The 15252-nt window shown below is 74.9% G+C and carries 13 protein-coding genes; 3 read left to right on the top strand and 10 right to left on the bottom strand.

The features are described from left to right. Positions 1-133: 133 nt before the first annotated feature. The 10 genes from ACWERV_RS25435 to ACWERV_RS25480 all read right to left on the bottom strand — a co-directional run bounded on the left by ACWERV_RS25435 (position 134) and on the right by ACWERV_RS25480 (position 12386). Entirely contained in the window at positions 134-598 is a 465-nt protein-coding gene (locus tag ACWERV_RS25435; protein ID WP_398191996.1) for an NUDIX hydrolase, read from the bottom strand. Next, entirely contained in the window at positions 595-1665 is a 1071-nt protein-coding gene (locus ACWERV_RS25440) for a CHAD domain-containing protein (protein WP_452937038.1), read from the bottom strand. The genes ACWERV_RS25435 and ACWERV_RS25440 overlap by 4 nt, the downstream gene beginning before the upstream one ends. A 241-nt stretch (positions 1666-1906) precedes the next feature. After that, positions 1907-4138 (bottom strand): RNA degradosome polyphosphate kinase, encoded by a 2232-nt coding sequence (locus tag ACWERV_RS25445; RefSeq protein WP_452937041.1) that lies wholly within the window; start codon positions 4136-4138, stop codon positions 1907-1909. Between the two features lie 553 nt (positions 4139-4691). Further along, complete coding sequence (mshD, locus tag ACWERV_RS25450; protein WP_398192002.1) at positions 4692-5618, bottom strand: mycothiol synthase; 927 nt, start codon at positions 5616-5618, stop codon at positions 4692-4694. Then, positions 5615-6811: an MFS transporter gene (locus ACWERV_RS25455; RefSeq protein WP_452937045.1), complete on the bottom strand. Its 1197-nt coding sequence runs from the start codon at positions 6809-6811 to the stop codon at positions 5615-5617. The genes mshD and ACWERV_RS25455 overlap by 4 nt, the downstream gene beginning before the upstream one ends. Positions 6812-6900: 89 nt before the next feature. Beyond that, the gene (locus ACWERV_RS25460) at positions 6901-8319 is read right to left on the bottom strand and encodes a sensor histidine kinase (protein WP_452937048.1); all 1419 of its coding nucleotides are present in this window, start codon (positions 8317-8319) and stop codon (positions 6901-6903) included. Next, the gene (locus tag ACWERV_RS25465; RefSeq protein WP_452937051.1) at positions 8316-9080 is read right to left on the bottom strand and encodes a response regulator transcription factor; all 765 of its coding nucleotides are present in this window, start codon (positions 9078-9080) and stop codon (positions 8316-8318) included. Before ACWERV_RS25465 ends, ACWERV_RS25460 begins: the two co-directional genes overlap by 4 nt. Before the next feature lie 106 nt (positions 9081-9186). Continuing rightward, positions 9187-10416, bottom strand: coding sequence for a S1C family serine protease (locus ACWERV_RS25470; protein WP_452937054.1), 1230 nt, complete (start codon positions 10414-10416; stop codon positions 9187-9189). Between the two features lie 145 nt (positions 10417-10561). After that, entirely contained in the window at positions 10562-11584 is a 1023-nt protein-coding gene (locus tag ACWERV_RS25475) for a LacI family DNA-binding transcriptional regulator (protein WP_398192012.1), read from the bottom strand. A gap of 43 nt (positions 11585-11627) precedes the next feature. After that, positions 11628-12386, bottom strand: a complete 759-nt coding sequence (locus ACWERV_RS25480) for a response regulator transcription factor (RefSeq protein WP_398192014.1) — start codon at positions 12384-12386, stop codon at positions 11628-11630. Between the two features lie 93 nt (positions 12387-12479). Here ACWERV_RS25480 and ACWERV_RS25485 point away from each other — a divergent pair, with 93 nt between their 5' ends. The 3 genes from ACWERV_RS25485 to ACWERV_RS25495 all read left to right on the top strand — a co-directional run bounded on the left by ACWERV_RS25485 (position 12480) and on the right by ACWERV_RS25495 (position 15241). Continuing rightward, positions 12480-13307 carry an alpha/beta hydrolase family protein gene (locus tag ACWERV_RS25485; protein ID WP_452937058.1) on the top strand — a complete coding sequence of 276 codons (828 nt, stop codon included), beginning with the start codon at positions 12480-12482 and terminating at the stop codon, positions 13305-13307. Between the two features lie 123 nt (positions 13308-13430). Next, complete coding sequence (locus tag ACWERV_RS25490) at positions 13431-13724, top strand: MoaD/ThiS family protein (protein WP_452937061.1); 294 nt, start codon at positions 13431-13433, stop codon at positions 13722-13724. Continuing rightward, positions 13721-15241 (top strand): hypothetical protein, encoded by a 1521-nt coding sequence (locus tag ACWERV_RS25495; RefSeq protein WP_452937064.1) that lies wholly within the window; start codon positions 13721-13723, stop codon positions 15239-15241. The genes ACWERV_RS25490 and ACWERV_RS25495 overlap by 4 nt, the downstream gene beginning before the upstream one ends. The last annotated feature ends 11 nt before the right edge of the window (positions 15242-15252 follow it).

Here is a 15252-nt window from a genome sequence, read left to right on the forward strand (position 1 = left end):
CCCCCACCGGGGCGCGGGTCGGATACCGACCCAAGGGGCCTCTTCGGTCCGATCCGGACCACCGGCCGGTGGTGGGTTGCTCGCGCAGTTCCCCGCGCCCCTAAAGGCACAAACGGGTGCCCGGCGGCGCGGGCTAGGGGTGCTCGCCCCGTGGGGGGAGGTCAGCTCTCGGGGAGGCCAGCGCCAGCAGCAGCGCATCGATGAGCGGGCGGTCCCGGTCGTGGGTGAGGCGGTGGCGGGCGGCCGCCGGGGGGAGCCACACCATCGCGTCCACCTCCGCGTTCGCGGCGAAGCCGCCCGCGTCCGCCGCGCGGGCCGCCCAGTAGCGGACCTCCTTGGGGCGCCCGGCGACGAGGTAGTGCCGGGCGGGCAGCGCGGCGCCGAGTTCGCAGTCGAGGCCGGTCTCCTCGCGGGTCTCGCGCAGTGCGGCCGCCGCGTAGCCCTCCCCGCGTTTGAGCTTGCCCTTGGGCAGGCTCCAGTCGTCGTAGCGGGGGCGGTGGATGAGCGCGATCTCGATGCCGCCCGGCGTGGCGCGCCACAGGACGGTGCCCGCCGCGCGTACGGCGGGGCTGTCCTGGCCGGGAGGGGGCGTGGTCATTCCCGGCGCGCCCCCGGGAGGGAGGGCTGCCACAGCCGGGAGAAGGCGAAGCGCGCGGCCTCGACCTCGTGCCGCTGGTCGGCGTGCAGGACGCCGAGGGCGTACGCGGTCGCCGGCGCTATGCGCGGGGTGCGGGCCGCGGAGGCGACGGCCGCGGCGGACTCGGCGGCCTCGCGGTGGCGTTCCAGCAGCCGGGCGGCGTCGGCGAGCCGCTGCCGGTCGGTGCCGTCGTCCTCGGGGCCGGACACCTCGGCGGCGTAGCGGCTGAGCCGCAGCAGGATGCGGACCTGGTGCCAGGGCGCGTCCTGGAGGTCGGCGGTCAGCTCGGCGCCGAGGGAGGCCTGGACGGCGTCGGCGTTGTACGGGTGGGCGGCGCGGTGCAGCGGCAGTGCGCCGACGGCGTCGGTGAGCCGCAGGTAGGCCTGCCCGGCGAGCTGCGGCAGCACGTTCGTCGCGGGTCCGGCGGCGGCGGGCGAGAGCGGCACCTCGGAGACGAGTACGGCGATGGCGTCGGCCAGCGCGTGGAACCGGCTGGAGCCCATGGCCTGCAGGGACGCCGAGTGGGCGCGGGTGCGGGCCAGGGTGAGCTGGCGTTCCAGCAGCGCGCCGGCGCGGGCGGCGCCCAGCGCGAGCGGCCCGGCGCCCGCGGCGGGTGCGGCCGGTGGCGCGGACGGCCCGGCCTTGGCGGTCCTGGTGGCGCCGGAGCCCCCCGCGAGCACCGGCTCCTGCCCCTCGGGTGCGGTGACCGACAGCCGGCGCAGCGCGTCGAGCAGCCGGGCCAGCCGCCCGGCGTGCTGCGGCTCGCGGCCGAGCGTGCTGGACAGCCAGGCCAGCTCGGCGCGCAGCGGCTCGGCCCACGCCGGGTCGGTGAGCGACCCGAAGGTGTGCAGGGCCCCGCCGATCCGCCGGGCGCTGCCGCGCAGCAGCGTGTCGGCCTCGGCCTCGTTCTCGCCGCGCAGGCTGAGCCCGCGCAGGAAGCCCGCGGCGCGTTCGTGCAGGTAGCGGGTCAGCACTTCGCCGGCGGTGGCATCGGCCTGCGGCATGACGTCGTACGGTTCGGCGTTCATGATGGTGCTGGTCCCCGTGTCCCCGTTGTCTGCCGGTGCCCTGCCGCCACGGGCGGACAGCAGGCGCGGTTGCCTGTTCCTGCTCGGTGCTGCCGCCGCCTGTCCGGGCGGCGGATGCGTCGCCGACTCACCGGCCGCGGGTGCGCCCGCGCGCCGTGCGGCCTGCGGTCCCGTCCCACCGGTGCTCCCGCCGTGGCCGGGGTCGGCGGCGTCCGGCGCGGCGGGGGCCGGGGGGACGCGGTCAGGTTGCTGCTGACGGGCCACGCCGGCGCCTCCGGGCGTCGATGAGCATCTCCTGGACGTTGCGCAGCGGGCGCCCTTCGGCGTCGGCGCTGTGCCGGGTCCAGTTCCCGTCGGCCGCCAGGTGCCAGGACGCCGTGGTGTCGGACATCCCGGTTTCCAGCAGGCGGTTCAGGGTGGCGCGGTGGGCCGGGTCGGCGACCCGGACGAGCGCCTCGATGCGGCGGTCGAGGTTGCGGTGCATCATGTCGGCGCTGCCGAACCACACCTCGGGCTCGCCGCCGTTGCCGAAGGCGAAGACCCGGGAGTGTTCCAGGAAGCGCCCGAGCACGCTGCGTACCCGGATGTTCTCCGAGAGCCCCGGCACCCCGGGGCGTACCGCGCAGATGCCGCGGACCCAGATGTCCACCGGGACACCGGCCTGCGAGGCGCGGTAGAGCGCGTCGATCACGGCCTCGTCGACGATCGAGTTGACCTTGATCCGGACGAAGGCCGGGTGGCCCGCCTTGTGGTGCTCGATCTCGGCCATGATGCGGGTGACCAGGCCGTCGCGCAGGCTGCGCGGGGCCACCAGCAGCCGGTTGTACGTGGCCCGGCGCGAGTAGCCGGACAGCCGGTTGAACAGGTGCGAGAGGTCCGCCCCGACCTGCGGGTCCGCGGTCAGCAGGCCCAGGTCCTCGTAGAGCCGGGCCGTCTTGGGGTGGTAGTTGCCGGTGCCGACGTGGCTGTAGCGGCGCAGCGTGTCGCCCTCCTGCCGGACGACCAGCGAGAGCTTGCAGTGCGTCTTGAGGCCGACCAGCCCGTAGACGACATGGCAGCCGGCCTCCTCCAGCTTCCTGGCCCATTTGATGTTGGCCTGCTCGTCGAAGCGGGCCTTGATCTCGACCAGCACCAGGACCTGCTTGCCGGCCTCGGCGGCGTCGATGAGCGCGTCGACGATCGGTGAGTCGCCGGAGGTGCGGTACAGCGTCTGCTTGATGGCCAGGACGTTCGGGTCGGCGGCCGCCTGGTCCAGGAAGGCCTGCACGGACGTCGAGAAGGAGTCGTACGGGTGGTGCAGCAGGATGTCGCGCTCGCGCATCGCCGCGAAGATGTCCGGCGCGGACGCCGACTCGACCTCCGCGAGGTCGCGGTGCGTGCCCGCGATGAAGCGCGGGTACTTCAGCTCCGGCCGGTCCAGCCCGGCTATGGCGAACAGCCCCGTCAGGTCCAGCGGGCCGGGCAGCGGGTAGACCTCGGTGTGCTTCATCTTCAGCTCGTGCACCAGCAGGTCCAGCACGCGCGGCGCGATCGACTCCTCGACCTCCAGCCGCACCGGCGGGCCGAAGCGGCGCCGCATGAGTTCCTTCTCCAGCGCCTGGAGCAGGTTCTCCGCGTCGTCCTCCTCGACCTCCAGGTCCTCGTTCCTGGTGACGCGGAACATGTGGTGGTCCAGCACGTCCATGCCCGGGAACAGCTCTTCCAGATGCGCCGCGATCACGTCCTCCAGCGGCACGTACCGCTGCGGGCCCGCCTCCAGGAAGCGCGACAGGATCGGCGGCACCTTCACCCGCGCGAAGTGCTCGTGCCCGGACACCGGGTTGCGCACCACGACCGCGAGGTTCAGCGACAGGCCGGAGATGTACGGGAAGGGGTGCGCCGGGTCCACCGCCAGCGGGGTGAGCACCGGGAAGATCTGCTGCCGGAAGAGCGTCGCGAGCCGCGCCTGCTCCTTGTCGGTCAGCTCGCCCCAGCGGATGACGTGGATGCCCTCGTCGGCGAGCTGCGGGGCGACGTCGTTCTGGAAGCAGGCGGCGTGCCGGGCCATGAGCTCGCGGGAGCGGGTGAGGATCAGGTCCAGCACGTCCCGGGGCTGGAGGCCGGACGCGGAGCGGGTCGCGACGCCCGTCGCCATCCGGCGCTTGAGGCCCGCGACGCGGACCATGAAGAACTCGTCCAGGTTGCTCGCGAATATCGCCAGGAAGTTCGCCCGCTCCAGCAGCGGGGTCGACGGGTCCTCGGCGAGCTCCAGCACCCGCTCGTTGAACGCGAGCCAGCTGCGCTCGCGGTCCAGGAAACGGCCCTCCGGGAGGGCCTCGCCGAACTCGCCCTCTCCGGCGATGCCGCTCGCCTCCGGGTCGGGTTCCAGATCCGGTACGACCCGGGGGCGGAAGGCGCCGAAGCCGTCGGTGTCGTCCTCGCCCTGCCCCGGCTGGGGCTGGACGGGGACGCTGGGATGATTCGTCTGGGCCATGATGTGCGAGCCCTCCTCCGGATCCGGCACGTGGTACGCGCGGCCGACACCCCCCGTCAGGCGGCCTCCAGCCGTCGCTCCATTGTCTCGTGCGGAGGTGCCTTCCGGCAGGTCGGGGGAGTTCGGCCGGTGGGGGGCGGCGGGTTGCATCCTGCGATGCTGGCGGTTGCGGTTGAACCGCTGGTAACGAGAGTCTTGCCGTCAGGCAAGCGCAGCGCCTCCGGCGGGGTTGCCGTCACCGCGCGGGTGACCCCCTCGGACCTCCGTTCCCCTTACGCCGGGCGGGTGACGCTCCGGGGTGCCCCCGGGGGTGCTTTACGCGATCTTCCCGCCGTCGTGGCTTGTCGCGCAGTTCCCCGCGCCCCTGAAAAACGAGGACCCTCGCCCGCAAGGCCAGAGCTCGCGTCTGCCGCGCAGGGCAGCAAACCAGGGGCGCGTGGGGGTACCCCCAGGCGAAGCTCTGGGGGAGAACTGCGCGACCAGCCACAGCGCGCGGACGATCGCGTAAAGCACCCCCGGGGGCAGCCCGGAGCGGACCCCGGGGGCCGAGCGGCTAGCTCTCTGTGCGGTACATGAGGTCGACCTCGTGCGTGGTGAAGCCGAGGCGTTCGTAGACGGAGACGGCCGCGGTGTTGTCCGCGTCGACGTAGAGGAGGACGCCGGGGAGGCCGCGGTCCGCGGCAAGGTGGCGCAGCCCGATCGTGGTGAGGGCGCGGCCGAGGCCGCCGCCCTGCTCGCCGGGGGCGACGGCCACGACGTACACCTCGCCGAGGCCCAGGTCGGCGTGCACCTTCGTCCAGTGGAAGCCCACGAGGCGGTCGCCGCGGAAGGCGAGGAAGAAGCCGTCGGGGTCGAACCAGGACTCGGCCTTGCGGTCGTCGAGGTCGCGCTGGGTGAGGGAGCCCTGCTCGGGGTGGTGGGCGAAGGCGGCGGCGTTGACGGCGAGCCATGCCGCGTCGTCCTCGCCGGGGCGGAACGTGCGGACGGTGACGCCCTCGGGCAGCACGGGCGCGGCGAGCCCGGACAGCTCCGCGTCCAGGGACCTGCGCATCTGCCGCAGCTCGCGGAAGAGCTGGAGGCCGAGCTGGACGGACAGGTGCCGGGCGGCGGGGTGGCCGCCGTGCGCCCAGACCCGCAGCCGCCGGGCGGTCGCGCCGAGCAGCGCCTCGCCGAGGGCCCGCCCGTGGCCGTGCAGCCGGTGCCGCGGGTGGACGAGGAATTCCGCGGCGGGTGCCTCGACGGGGTCGGTGTCCTCGATCTGCGCGTATCCGGCGAGCACGTCCTGTCCGCCGTCGCCCTCGGGCGCCCACAGCAGCAGGTGGCGCACCCCGGGGCGGCCGGGGTGGCGTACGTGCAGCCGGCCCTGTTCGGACACCGCGGGCTGGCCGTCGGCCGTCGCGGCGTCCGCGATCAGGTCCAGCACCGCGCGCGCGGTGCCGGCGGGCAGTTCGGTCAGGGTGTCGATCCGCCGGGCGCTCATGCGGGAATCGTACGGGGCCGGTCCGCGCGGTCCGCGGCGGGCACGGCTCGGGCCACCGGAATCAGCCCGGCGGAGGCGCATGTGGCGGCCGCGGCGAGGGCGAAGCCGGGCCAGTAGCCGGCGGCGCTGATGAGCGCGGCCATGAGCGGCGGTACGACGGCGGCGGTGAAGTTCTGCCCGGTGTTGTGGACGCCCAGTGCGCGGCCGGACCACGCGGGCCCGGCGTGCTCGGCGGTGGAGGTGAAGGACAGCCCGTTGGTGCTGGAGGTGATGGCGATCGACACGACCAGCAGCGCGGGGGTGAGCGGCGAGGGGAAGGCGATGCCCAGTGTGGTGGCGCCGACGACGGCCCCGGTCACCAGCGCCAGCTGCCGCATGGGCCGCAGCCTGCTGCCGACCCGGTCCGACCAGCGCCCGACCAGGATGCGCGACAGCGCCCCCAGGGCCTGTCCGGCGGCGATGAGCTGCCCGGCGTGCACGGGTGTCCAGCCGCGTACGTCCACCAGCAGCACCAGCGCGAAGGCACCGGCGGTGAACTGCGGGACGACCAGCAGGGCGGCGGAGCCGTGGATGCGCCACAGCAGGCTGGACCCGCGGTAGGGGTTGGGCGCGGGTTCGGCGGCGGCGGCCTGCGGGCGGGCCGGGTCGGCGGCGAAGACGGCGATCAGGACGGCGATGACCCCGCACGTGACGGCCAGGAAGCCGAAGGCGCCGGTCAGCCCGTGTCCGCTCGCCAGCGGCGGCATCGCGAGCGCGGCCACGCCCATGCCCAGGGGCGTGGAGGTCTGCCGGATGCCCATGGCGAGCCCGCGCTGCTCCTTGCCGAACCAGCCCATGACCAGCCGCCCGCTCGCGGAGTAGACGGACGCCCCGGCGGCCCCGGCGAGCGCCAGCAGCGCCCCGAGGGCGACCATGCCGTGCACGCCCCACGCGGCGGCGGCCAGTGCCCCGGCGGCTCCGCCGAGTCCGGCGGCGATGACCACCCGCTCGCCCCAGCGGTCGGCGGCGGCGCCCCACCCGTACAGCGCGAGCACCAGGCCCACGGTGGGGCAGGCGACGAGCACGCCGACCTGCGTGAGTGTGAGCCCCTCGCGTCCGCGCAGCTCGTCGGCGAGGTAGGGCACCCCGTAGACGAAGGCGCAGGCCGCGGTCTGCGCGGCGGTCCCCAGGCCCAGCATGATCCAACGCCGCATGTCCGGCGCACCTCCCTGATGTGGACGGTGCGACCGAGTATTCTCCGTCCGCCGGGATGTGAGACGGGTATTTCGTATGGTGAGACGACTCAGGTGTCCGGAAGCGTCTCCGGCGGGGCCGTGGGGGCGCCGGGGAGCTGGACGGTGGCGAGCGTGCCGCCGCCCTCGGCGGGGGCCAGGGTGATGGTGCCGCCCGCCTGCTGGACGGTGCGGGCCACGATCGACAGCCCGAGCCCGCTGCCCGGCAGCGAGCGCGCGGTGGGGGAGCGCCAGAAGCGCTCGAAGACGTGCGGCAGCTCCTCCGCCGGGATGCCCGGCCCGTGGTCGCGCACGGTGAGCCGCCCCTCGTGCAGGGCCACGTCGACCGCGCCCGACGGCGGGCTGAACTTCACCGCGTTGTCCAGCAGGTTGACGATGGCCCGCTCCAGCGCCGCCGCCTCGCCCCGGACGTACCAGGGCGCGAGGTCCGCGCCGATCGTCAGGCCGGGGCCGCGCAGCCGGGCGCGGCGCAGGGCGGTCCCGGCGATCTCGTGCAGCGGCACCACGGTGAGGGAGGGGGCGGCGGAGTCGGGCCGGTTCAGCTCCTGGAGGTCGCCGATGAGCGCGGCCAGCTCCGTCATCTGCGCCTTGACGGACGCGAGCAGCTCCCGGCGGTCCTCGGGCGGCAGCGGCCGGCCGGTCGCCTCGCTGCGCTCCAGCAGCTCGATGTTGGTGCGCAGCGACGTCAGCGGGGTGCGCAGTTCGTGCCCGGCGTCGGCGATGAGCTGCCGCTGGCGGTCCCGCGAGGAGGCGAGCGCCGCGGTCATCGCGTTGAAGGACTGCCCGAGCCGGGCGATCTCGTCCTCGCCCTCGACGGGCAGCCGGACGTTCAGGTCCTCGGTCGCGGCGACGTGCTCGACGGCCTCGGTCAGCCGGTCCACCGGCCGCAGCCCGGTCCGCGCGACCCACAGCCCCGCGGTCGCGGCGCCGACGACGCCGATCCCGGCGACGGCCAGCAGCAGCCAGGCGAGGTGGTCCAGGGTCCGGTCGATCTCGTCCAGCGGACGGGACACCGTGATCGCGAGGTTCGTCCGGGTGTTGTCCTGGAGCAGCGGCAGCGTCACGGCCCGCACGTGCTGCCCGCTGTCGGTGCGGGCGTTGTGCTTCGCGGCGTCCCGGGTGCCCTCGGCCACCTGCACGTCGGCGTGCTGCACCTTGAGCGCCACGGCTCCCGCGCCCACGCAGCGCTGCCCGTGGGAGTCGATGATCTGCACGCTGGTCAGGCCGGGCGGCAGGTTGCTGTTGCTGGGCGCGTTGGTCTGGCAGCGGGCGAGGATGGAGTCGATGTACGCGCTGCCGCCGCGCGGGGTGAGCTGGTTCTCCAACTGGGAGGTCAGCGTGGAGTCCAGCTGCGCGACGAGCTGGTCGCGTGTGATGAACCAGCACGCGAACGCCGCCGCCGCGACCGCGACGGCCACCGCCGCGGCCGTCAGCAGGGCCAGCCGCGAGCGCAGGGGGAGCCGTCTCACGCGTGACCGCCGTCCGGCGCGCGCAGCACGTAGCCGACGCCGCGCACGGTGTGGACCAGCCGCGGCATGCCGCCGGCCTCGGTCTTGCGGCGCAGGTACATGACGTAGACGTCCAGGGAGTTCGAGGACGGCTCGAAGTCGAAGCCCCAGACGGCCTTGAGGATCTGCTCGCGGGTGAGGACCTGCCGCGGGTGCGTGAGGAACAGCTCCAGCAGGGTGTATTCGGTGCGGGTCAGCTCGACGGGGGTGCCGCCGCGGGTGACCTCGCGGGTCGTGACGTCCATCCGCAGGTCGGCGAAGGACAGCGCCTGTTCGGCGCCGCCGCCCGCGGCGGCCGCGGTGGCGTAGGAGCTGCGGCGCAGCAGGGCGCGCAGCCGGGCGAGGAGTTCGTCCAGCTCGAAGGGTTTGACGAGGTAGTCGTCGGCGCCCGCGTCGAGGCCGGTGACCCGGTCGCCGACGGTGTCGCGGGCGGTGAGCATGAGGATGGGCGTGGTCACCCCGGTCGCGCGCAGCCGCCGGGCGGTGGTGAGGCCGTCCATCCGCGGCATGAGCACGTCCAGCACGATCGCGTCCGGGTGGTAGGTGTCGACGGCGTCGAGCGCGGCCAGGCCGTCGGCGGCAAGCGCGGTGTCGTAGCCCTCGAAGGCCAGGCTCCGGCGCAGTGCCTCGCGGACGGCGGGTTCGTCGTCGACGACCAGGACGCGGGCGGCGGTCTCGCCGGCGTCGGCGGTACCGGGGGCGGTGCCGGGACCAGGGTTCATCTGCATCCTCGCGAGGGGAACGGGGCCGGGTCGGGGGGAGGGCGGTGCGGGGGCGGGGCCGGCTCGCGGGGAGCCGGATCCCCAGCCTCGCACGCCGCCACGGGCGTCAGCTCGTGCCGGTCGTCCCGCTCGTGCTGTCGGTGCCGCCCGCGCGCAGCGTGGGCAGGTCGGCCTTGACGGTGTTGACGGGGATCGCGAAGCCCAGGCCGACGCTGCCCGACGACGACGAGGAGGAGCCGTCGGAGGAGGAGTCGGAGTACATGGCCGAGTTGATGCCGATGATCTGGCCGGACATGTTGATGAGGGCGCCGCCGGAGTTGCCGGGGTTGAGCGAGGCGTCGGTCTGGATCGCCTTGTACGTCGTGGTGGAGCTGCCGGTGTCGCCGTTGTACTGGTTGCCGCCGAAGGAGAAGGGCCACTGGTCGCCGCCGCGGCCGCCGTTGCCGCCCTGGCCGAAGCCCTGGCTGTTCTGGTTCTGGCCGGTCTCGACCGGCACGGTGACCTCACGGTTGAGCGCGGAGACGATGCCGCTGGTCACGGTGTTGCTGAGGCCTTCGGGGGAGCCGATGGCGACGACCTGGTCGCCGATGGCCACCGAGGAGGAGTCGCCGAGGCTCGCGGCGGGCAGGTTCGAGGCGCCCTGGATCTGGATGAGCGCGAGGTCCTTCTTGGCGTCGGTGCCGACCACCCGCGCGGTGGCCGACTTGCCCGAGGCGTACGTGACGCTGATCTGCTGGGCGCCGGCGACGACGTGGTTGTTGGTGACGACCTGACCGTCCGTGGTGATGATGACGCCCGAGCCGGTCGCCTTGCCCTGGCCGGAGGTGGCGGTGATCTCGACGACGCTGGGGTCGACGGCCTTCACGACGCCCGCCACGGTGCCGTCCAGCGCGGCGGCGTTGACGGCGGCGGAGCTGGTGGCGCTGACGTGCGCCGCGCTGCTCGCGGAGTCGTCGGTGGCGTGCCCGATGAAGGCGCCGACGCCGCCGCCGATCAGCCCGGCGGCGACGGCCGCGGCCGCCATGAGCGCGACGGGCCGCCGTACCCGGCGCCGCCGTCCCGCCGCCTCGCCGGGCGCGCCCGGGGCGGGGTGCCCGGCGGCGGCCTGGGCGTAGGGGTCGTACGGGGGCGGCGGCGGGAAGCCCGCGTGGCCGCCGGGGTGGACCGTGCCGGACAGGACCGGGTTCTCCGGCGCCGGGGGCCCGTACGGTGCCGGGGCGCCCTGCGGGTGCGGCGCGGACGGGGTGGCGTCCGGTGCCTGGGACTCGGAGTAGAGCGGAAGCTGCGGGTCGTGCGGGTGCTGGGGGTCGCCGTTGCGGCTGCTCTCGTCGGTCATGTCTACGACTGTGCGGCCGGATTATGAGAGCGGGCTGAGCACACGCTGAGAAGCCCGACAGAACCCCGTATGCCCGATATAAAGATGAGCGCCCGGCCGAGCGGGGTCGCCCCGCGCGGACGCCCCCCGTCATGTATCCCCGGGGTCAGTGGCAGCCGCAGGACTGCCGGACGACCAGCCGGGACGGGAACTGCCGCAGCCGCTCGCGGCGCGCCCCCGGCACCCGCAGCGAGTCGTCCAGCACCGCGTCCACCGCCGCGCGCGCCATGCCCTGCCGGTCGGAGGCGACCGTGGTCAGCGGCGGGTCGGCGAGTGCGGCCTCCTTGACGTCGTCGAAGCCCGCGACGGCGAGCTGCTCGGGCACCTCGATGCGCAGCTCGCGCGCGGCCCGCAGCACACCGAGCGCCTGGTCGTCGGTCGCGCAGAAGATCGCCGGCGGCCGGTCCGGGCCGGACAGCAGGCCGAGCGCGACCTGGTAGGCGTCGTAGCGGTTGTAGGGGGCCTGGAAGAGCCGGCCCTCGGTGCTGCGCCCGGCCTCCTCCATCGCCCGCCGCCAGCCCTCGACATGGTCAGTGACCGGGTCGCCGACCATGGGCGTGACCTCGGTGCCGCCCAGGCACGCCACGTACGGGTGGCCGTGCTCCAGCAGGTGCCGCACGGCGAGCTGCGCGCCGCCGATGTCGTCGGTGCGCACCGCGATGTCGTCGATCGCCTCGGGCCGCTCGTGCAGCAGCACCACCCGGGCGTCCCACGCGTCGATCTCGGTGGCCGCGTTGTCGCTGAGGCCCTGGCTGATGAGGATCAGCCCGGAGACCCGCATGCCGAGGAAGGCCCGCAGGTAGTGCGTCTCGCGCTCGTCGAGGTAGTCGGAGTTGCCGACCAGCACCATCTTGCCGCGCTCGGAGGCGGCCTGTTCGACGGCGTGCGCCATCTCCGCGAAGAAGGGCTGGCGCGCGTCCGGCACGATCAGGCCGATCAGGTCGGTACGGCGGCTGGCCATCGCCTGGGCCACACGGTCCGGGCGGTAGCCGAGCTGCTTGATGGCCGCGAGCACGCGCTCGCGGGTGGCCGGGGCAACCGGCCGGGGTCCGTTGTTGATGACGTAGCTGACGACCGCGGTGGAGGTCCCCGCCAGCCTGGCCACGTCGTCGCGCGTCACCTTGGGCACGACGGGAAGTCTACGCGTGTCTATCCGTTCGTCACACGGATTGTCATACCGTCTGCTCTGTGGACGAACGACTCCCGCGCCGGACCGCCGGTTCGGACGTCCCGGACGGCTCCTCGGCCGTCCGCTCCGCCTTCTCCGGGGTGACGAAACGGTAGCCCACGTTGCGCACCGTACCGATCAACGACTCGTGCTCGACGCCGAGTTTCGCCCGCAGCCGCCGTACGTGCACGTCCACCGTGCGGGTGCCGCCGAAGTAGTCGTAGCCCCACACCTCCTGGAGCAGCTGGGCGCGGGTGAAGACCCGGCCCGGGTGCTGGGCGAGGTATTTCAGCAGCTCGAACTCCTTGAAGGTCAGGTCCAGGACCCGGCCCTTGAGCTTGGCGCTGTAGGTGGCCTCGTCGACCGACAGGTCGCCGTTGCGGATCTCCATCGGGCTGTCGTCCCCGGCGATCTGCTGGCGCCCCATGGCGAGCCGCAGCCGCGCCTCGACCTCGGCGGGCCCCGCGGTGTCCAGCAGCACGTCGTCGATGCCCCAGTCCGCGGTCACCGCGGCCAGGCCGCCCTCGGTGACGACGAGCACGAGCGGGCAGCCCGGTCCCGTCGAGCGCAGCAGCTGGCACAGGCTGCGGACCTGCGGCAGGTCGCGGCGCCCGTCGATGAGGATGACGTCGGCGCCCGGGGTGTCCACGAGGGCGGGGCCCTCGGCGGGAGCGACCCGCACGTTGTGCAGCAGCAGCCCGAGCGCGGGCAGCACCTCGGTGGACGGCTGGAGTGCGTTCGTCAGCAGCAGCAGAGAACTCACACGGATCTCCCGTCGGTCGGACTGGTGCGAAAAAGCACGAAAGGACCCGGGGGCGGCATTGCCCAGGTCCTCTTGCACGGAAGAATAGCCGACATGACCACCGCTGCCGAGGCCGACGACCGGCGTTTGTGTGTTTCCGCGCTCACTTCGGGTGTCCGGCGTGCCGTTCTGTTGACGTCCGACGGCATCGCGATCGAAGCCGAACACCGTCCGGCGCCGGGCGGGGCGAAGGACCTCGCGGTGGTCGTCGCGCACGGTTTCACCGGCGCCCTGGAGCGTCCCGCGGTGCGCCGGGCGGCGGGCGTACTGGGCGCCGAGGGTGGTGTCGTGACCTTCTCCTTCCGCGGCCACGGCGGCTCGGGCGGGCGTTCCACGGTCGGCGACCGGGAGGTCCTGGACCTCGACGCGGCCGTGGGCTGGGCCCGCCGGATGGGCTACGCGCGGGTCGCCACGGTCGGCTTCTCGATGGGCGGTTCCGTGGTGCTGCGGCACGCCGGGGCGGGCTCCGGCGCCGGGCTGCGGCCGGTCGACGCGGTCGTGTCGGTCAGTTCGCCCGCCCGCTGGTACTACCGCGGGACGGCGCCGATGCGGCGGGTGCACTGGGTCATCACCCGGCCCGCCGGGCGGCTGGTCTCGCGGGTCGGCCTCGGCACCCGCATCCACACCCGCGACTGGGACCCGGTGCCGCGCTCGCCCGTCGAGTCCGTGCCGTACATCGCGCCCGTGCCGCTGCTGATCGTGCACGGCGACCGGGACACGTACTTCCCGCTCGACCACCCGCTCTCGCTCGCCGACGCGGCCGGCGAGGGCGGCGCCGAGCTGTGGATCGAACGCGGCTTCGGGCACGCCGAGAACGCCGCCGACGCCGCGCTGCTCGGGCGCGTCGGCGCCTGGATCACCGCGCACGGCGCGGGCCGGTGAGCGGCCGGTGAGCACGCCGGGCGGCGCGAAGGGCCATCATGGACGGCGCCGCACCCCGCACGGGACCGCGGTGACGTACCAGCGACACCCGCACCACGACGCACGATGAGGGACGGAGCCCCGATGGCCGCAACCGACACGGCCGCTCGCCCGGCAGCGGGCACGATCCGCTACTGGGCCGCCGCCAAGGCCGCCGCGGGCACGGCGGAGGAGGACTACCGCGCGGCGACGCTCGCCGACGCGCTGGACGCCGCCCGCCGCCGGCACGCCGCCCGGCCGGACTTCGCGCACGTGCTGCGCCGCTGCTCCTTCCTCGTCGACGGCCGCCCCGTCGGCACCCGCGACCACGCCGAGGTGCCGCTCCCGGACGGCGCGACCGTCGAGGTGCTGCCGCCCTTCGCGGGAGGCTCGGCATGAGCGACCACCGCGACGGCGTCCCGTACGGCTACGGGTACGGCCAGGGCGACCCGCAGGGCGGCGGCCACGACGAGCAGGCCCACGGCGCCCCCGCCCCCTACCCCGCGGACGGCGCCTACGTGCCCGAGCCGCTGCCCACCGGCCTGCCCCCGCACACCGACCAGGGCGGCACCCCCTTCGGCGCCCCGCCGCCCGGCGACGACTGGTCGGCCCACGCCCCGGGCCCGGACGGCGCCGCCTACGGCGTACCCGCCGCGGGCGACGGCTGGGGCTCCACCCCGCCCTCCGCCCACCCCTGGACGACCCCGCAGCCCCCGTACCCGGACGACCGGGCGGGCTACCCGGAGGGGGGCTACCCGGCGGAGGGCGGCTACGGCACCGCACCGGACTACGGCACGCCCGGCTACACCGACGCCGGCTACGGCACCTCCGGCTACGGCCCCGACCCCGCCGCCGGGCACGCCCCCGGCTACGGCGCCGACCCCGGTTACGGCCCGGACCACGTCACCCCCGGGCACGCCGTCGGCCACGGCCCGCTCGGCTACGACGCCACCGGCGTGGACACCGGCGCCCCCTGGCAGCCGCAGTCCCCGCACCCCCACCAGCAGGCGGCCCCGCACGCGTACGCCACCGCGCCCGCCGAGGCCGAGCCGTACGCGGCCGAGCACACCGCCGTACTGCCCCCGGTCCCGGCCGAGGACTCCGACGCCCCCGGCCCCCGGGCCTCCCGGCGCGGCGGGTCCGCACCCGTGCGGCCGGACGGGCGGACCGGTTCGCCGATCATCGCGCCCGGCATCCAGCCCGCAGCCCTCACCGCGGCGCTCGGCCTGCTGCTCGCGGGCGGCGCGGCGGTCGGCAAGCCGGGGCTCGCGGTCGTGCTGGTGCTGCTCCAGGCGGTCACGGCCGCCGGGTGGTTCCGGCTCAACGGCATGTGGCCCGCCCGGCAGGGCATCGTGCTGGCCTTCCTCGCGGGGGTGACCGCCGACGTCGGCATGCTCGCCGCGAACGGCGGCCACGCGCCCGCCGTGGTGCTGGGCACGCTCGGGGTGTGGCTGCTGCTCGTGCTCGTGCTGCAACTGCGCCACCACGGCAGCGCCGACGAGCGCCTGTCGTCCCTCACCGCGACTTCGGCCTCGACCCTGATCACCGTGCTGGCCTGCGGCTATCTCGCGACCCAGGTGTCGGACGCGGGCCACGGCCCGGTCGTCGCGGGCGCGGTCGCGGTGGCCGCCGCGACGCTGGTGCGGGCCCTGCCGCTGCCGGGCGGCGAGCCGGTGTCGCTCGGCGCCGCGCTGGCCGTGGCCGCGGCGACGGGCGCGCTGACCGGCCCGGCGGTGGATCTCGGCGCCGGGAAGGGCGTGCTGCTCGCGGTCGCGGCCGGGGCGTGCGCGCTGGTCGGGCTGCGGGTGGCGAGCTATGACTTCCCGTCGCGCTTCGTGCACTTCACCGCCGGGGTGGCCCTGCCGCTCACCGCTGCCGCACCCGTCGTCTACGCTCTGGGCCGCGCGCTGACCTGAGGTAACGGTTC

Source organism: Streptomyces sp. NPDC004031 (assembly GCF_053604375.1).

Excerpts from the sequence above, each read along its gene's own strand:
- ACWERV_RS25435 (WP_398191996.1), bottom strand. The coding sequence starts at position 598 with ATGACCACGCCCCCTCCCGGCCAGGACAGCCCCGCCGTACGCGCGGCG.
- ACWERV_RS25485 (WP_452937058.1), top strand. The coding sequence starts at position 12,480 with ATGACCACCGCTGCCGAGGCCGACGACCGGCGTTTGTGTGTTTCCGCG.
- ACWERV_RS25465 (WP_452937051.1), bottom strand. The coding sequence starts at position 9,080 with ATGAACCCTGGTCCCGGCACCGCCCCCGGTACCGCCGACGCCGGCGAG.
- ACWERV_RS25470 (WP_452937054.1), bottom strand. The coding sequence starts at position 10,416 with ATGACCGACGAGAGCAGCCGCAACGGCGACCCCCAGCACCCGCACGAC.
- mshD (WP_398192002.1), bottom strand. The coding sequence starts at position 5,618 with ATGAGCGCCCGGCGGATCGACACCCTGACCGAACTGCCCGCCGGCACC.
- ACWERV_RS25445 (WP_452937041.1), bottom strand. The coding sequence starts at position 4,138 with ATGGCCCAGACGAATCATCCCAGCGTCCCCGTCCAGCCCCAGCCGGGG.
- ACWERV_RS25455 (WP_452937045.1), bottom strand. The coding sequence starts at position 6,811 with ATGCGGCGTTGGATCATGCTGGGCCTGGGGACCGCCGCGCAGACCGCG.
- ACWERV_RS25495 (WP_452937064.1), top strand. The coding sequence starts at position 13,721 with ATGAGCGACCACCGCGACGGCGTCCCGTACGGCTACGGGTACGGCCAG.
- ACWERV_RS25490 (WP_452937061.1), top strand. The coding sequence starts at position 13,431 with ATGGCCGCAACCGACACGGCCGCTCGCCCGGCAGCGGGCACGATCCGC.
- ACWERV_RS25440 (WP_452937038.1), bottom strand. The coding sequence starts at position 1,665 with ATGAACGCCGAACCGTACGACGTCATGCCGCAGGCCGATGCCACCGCC.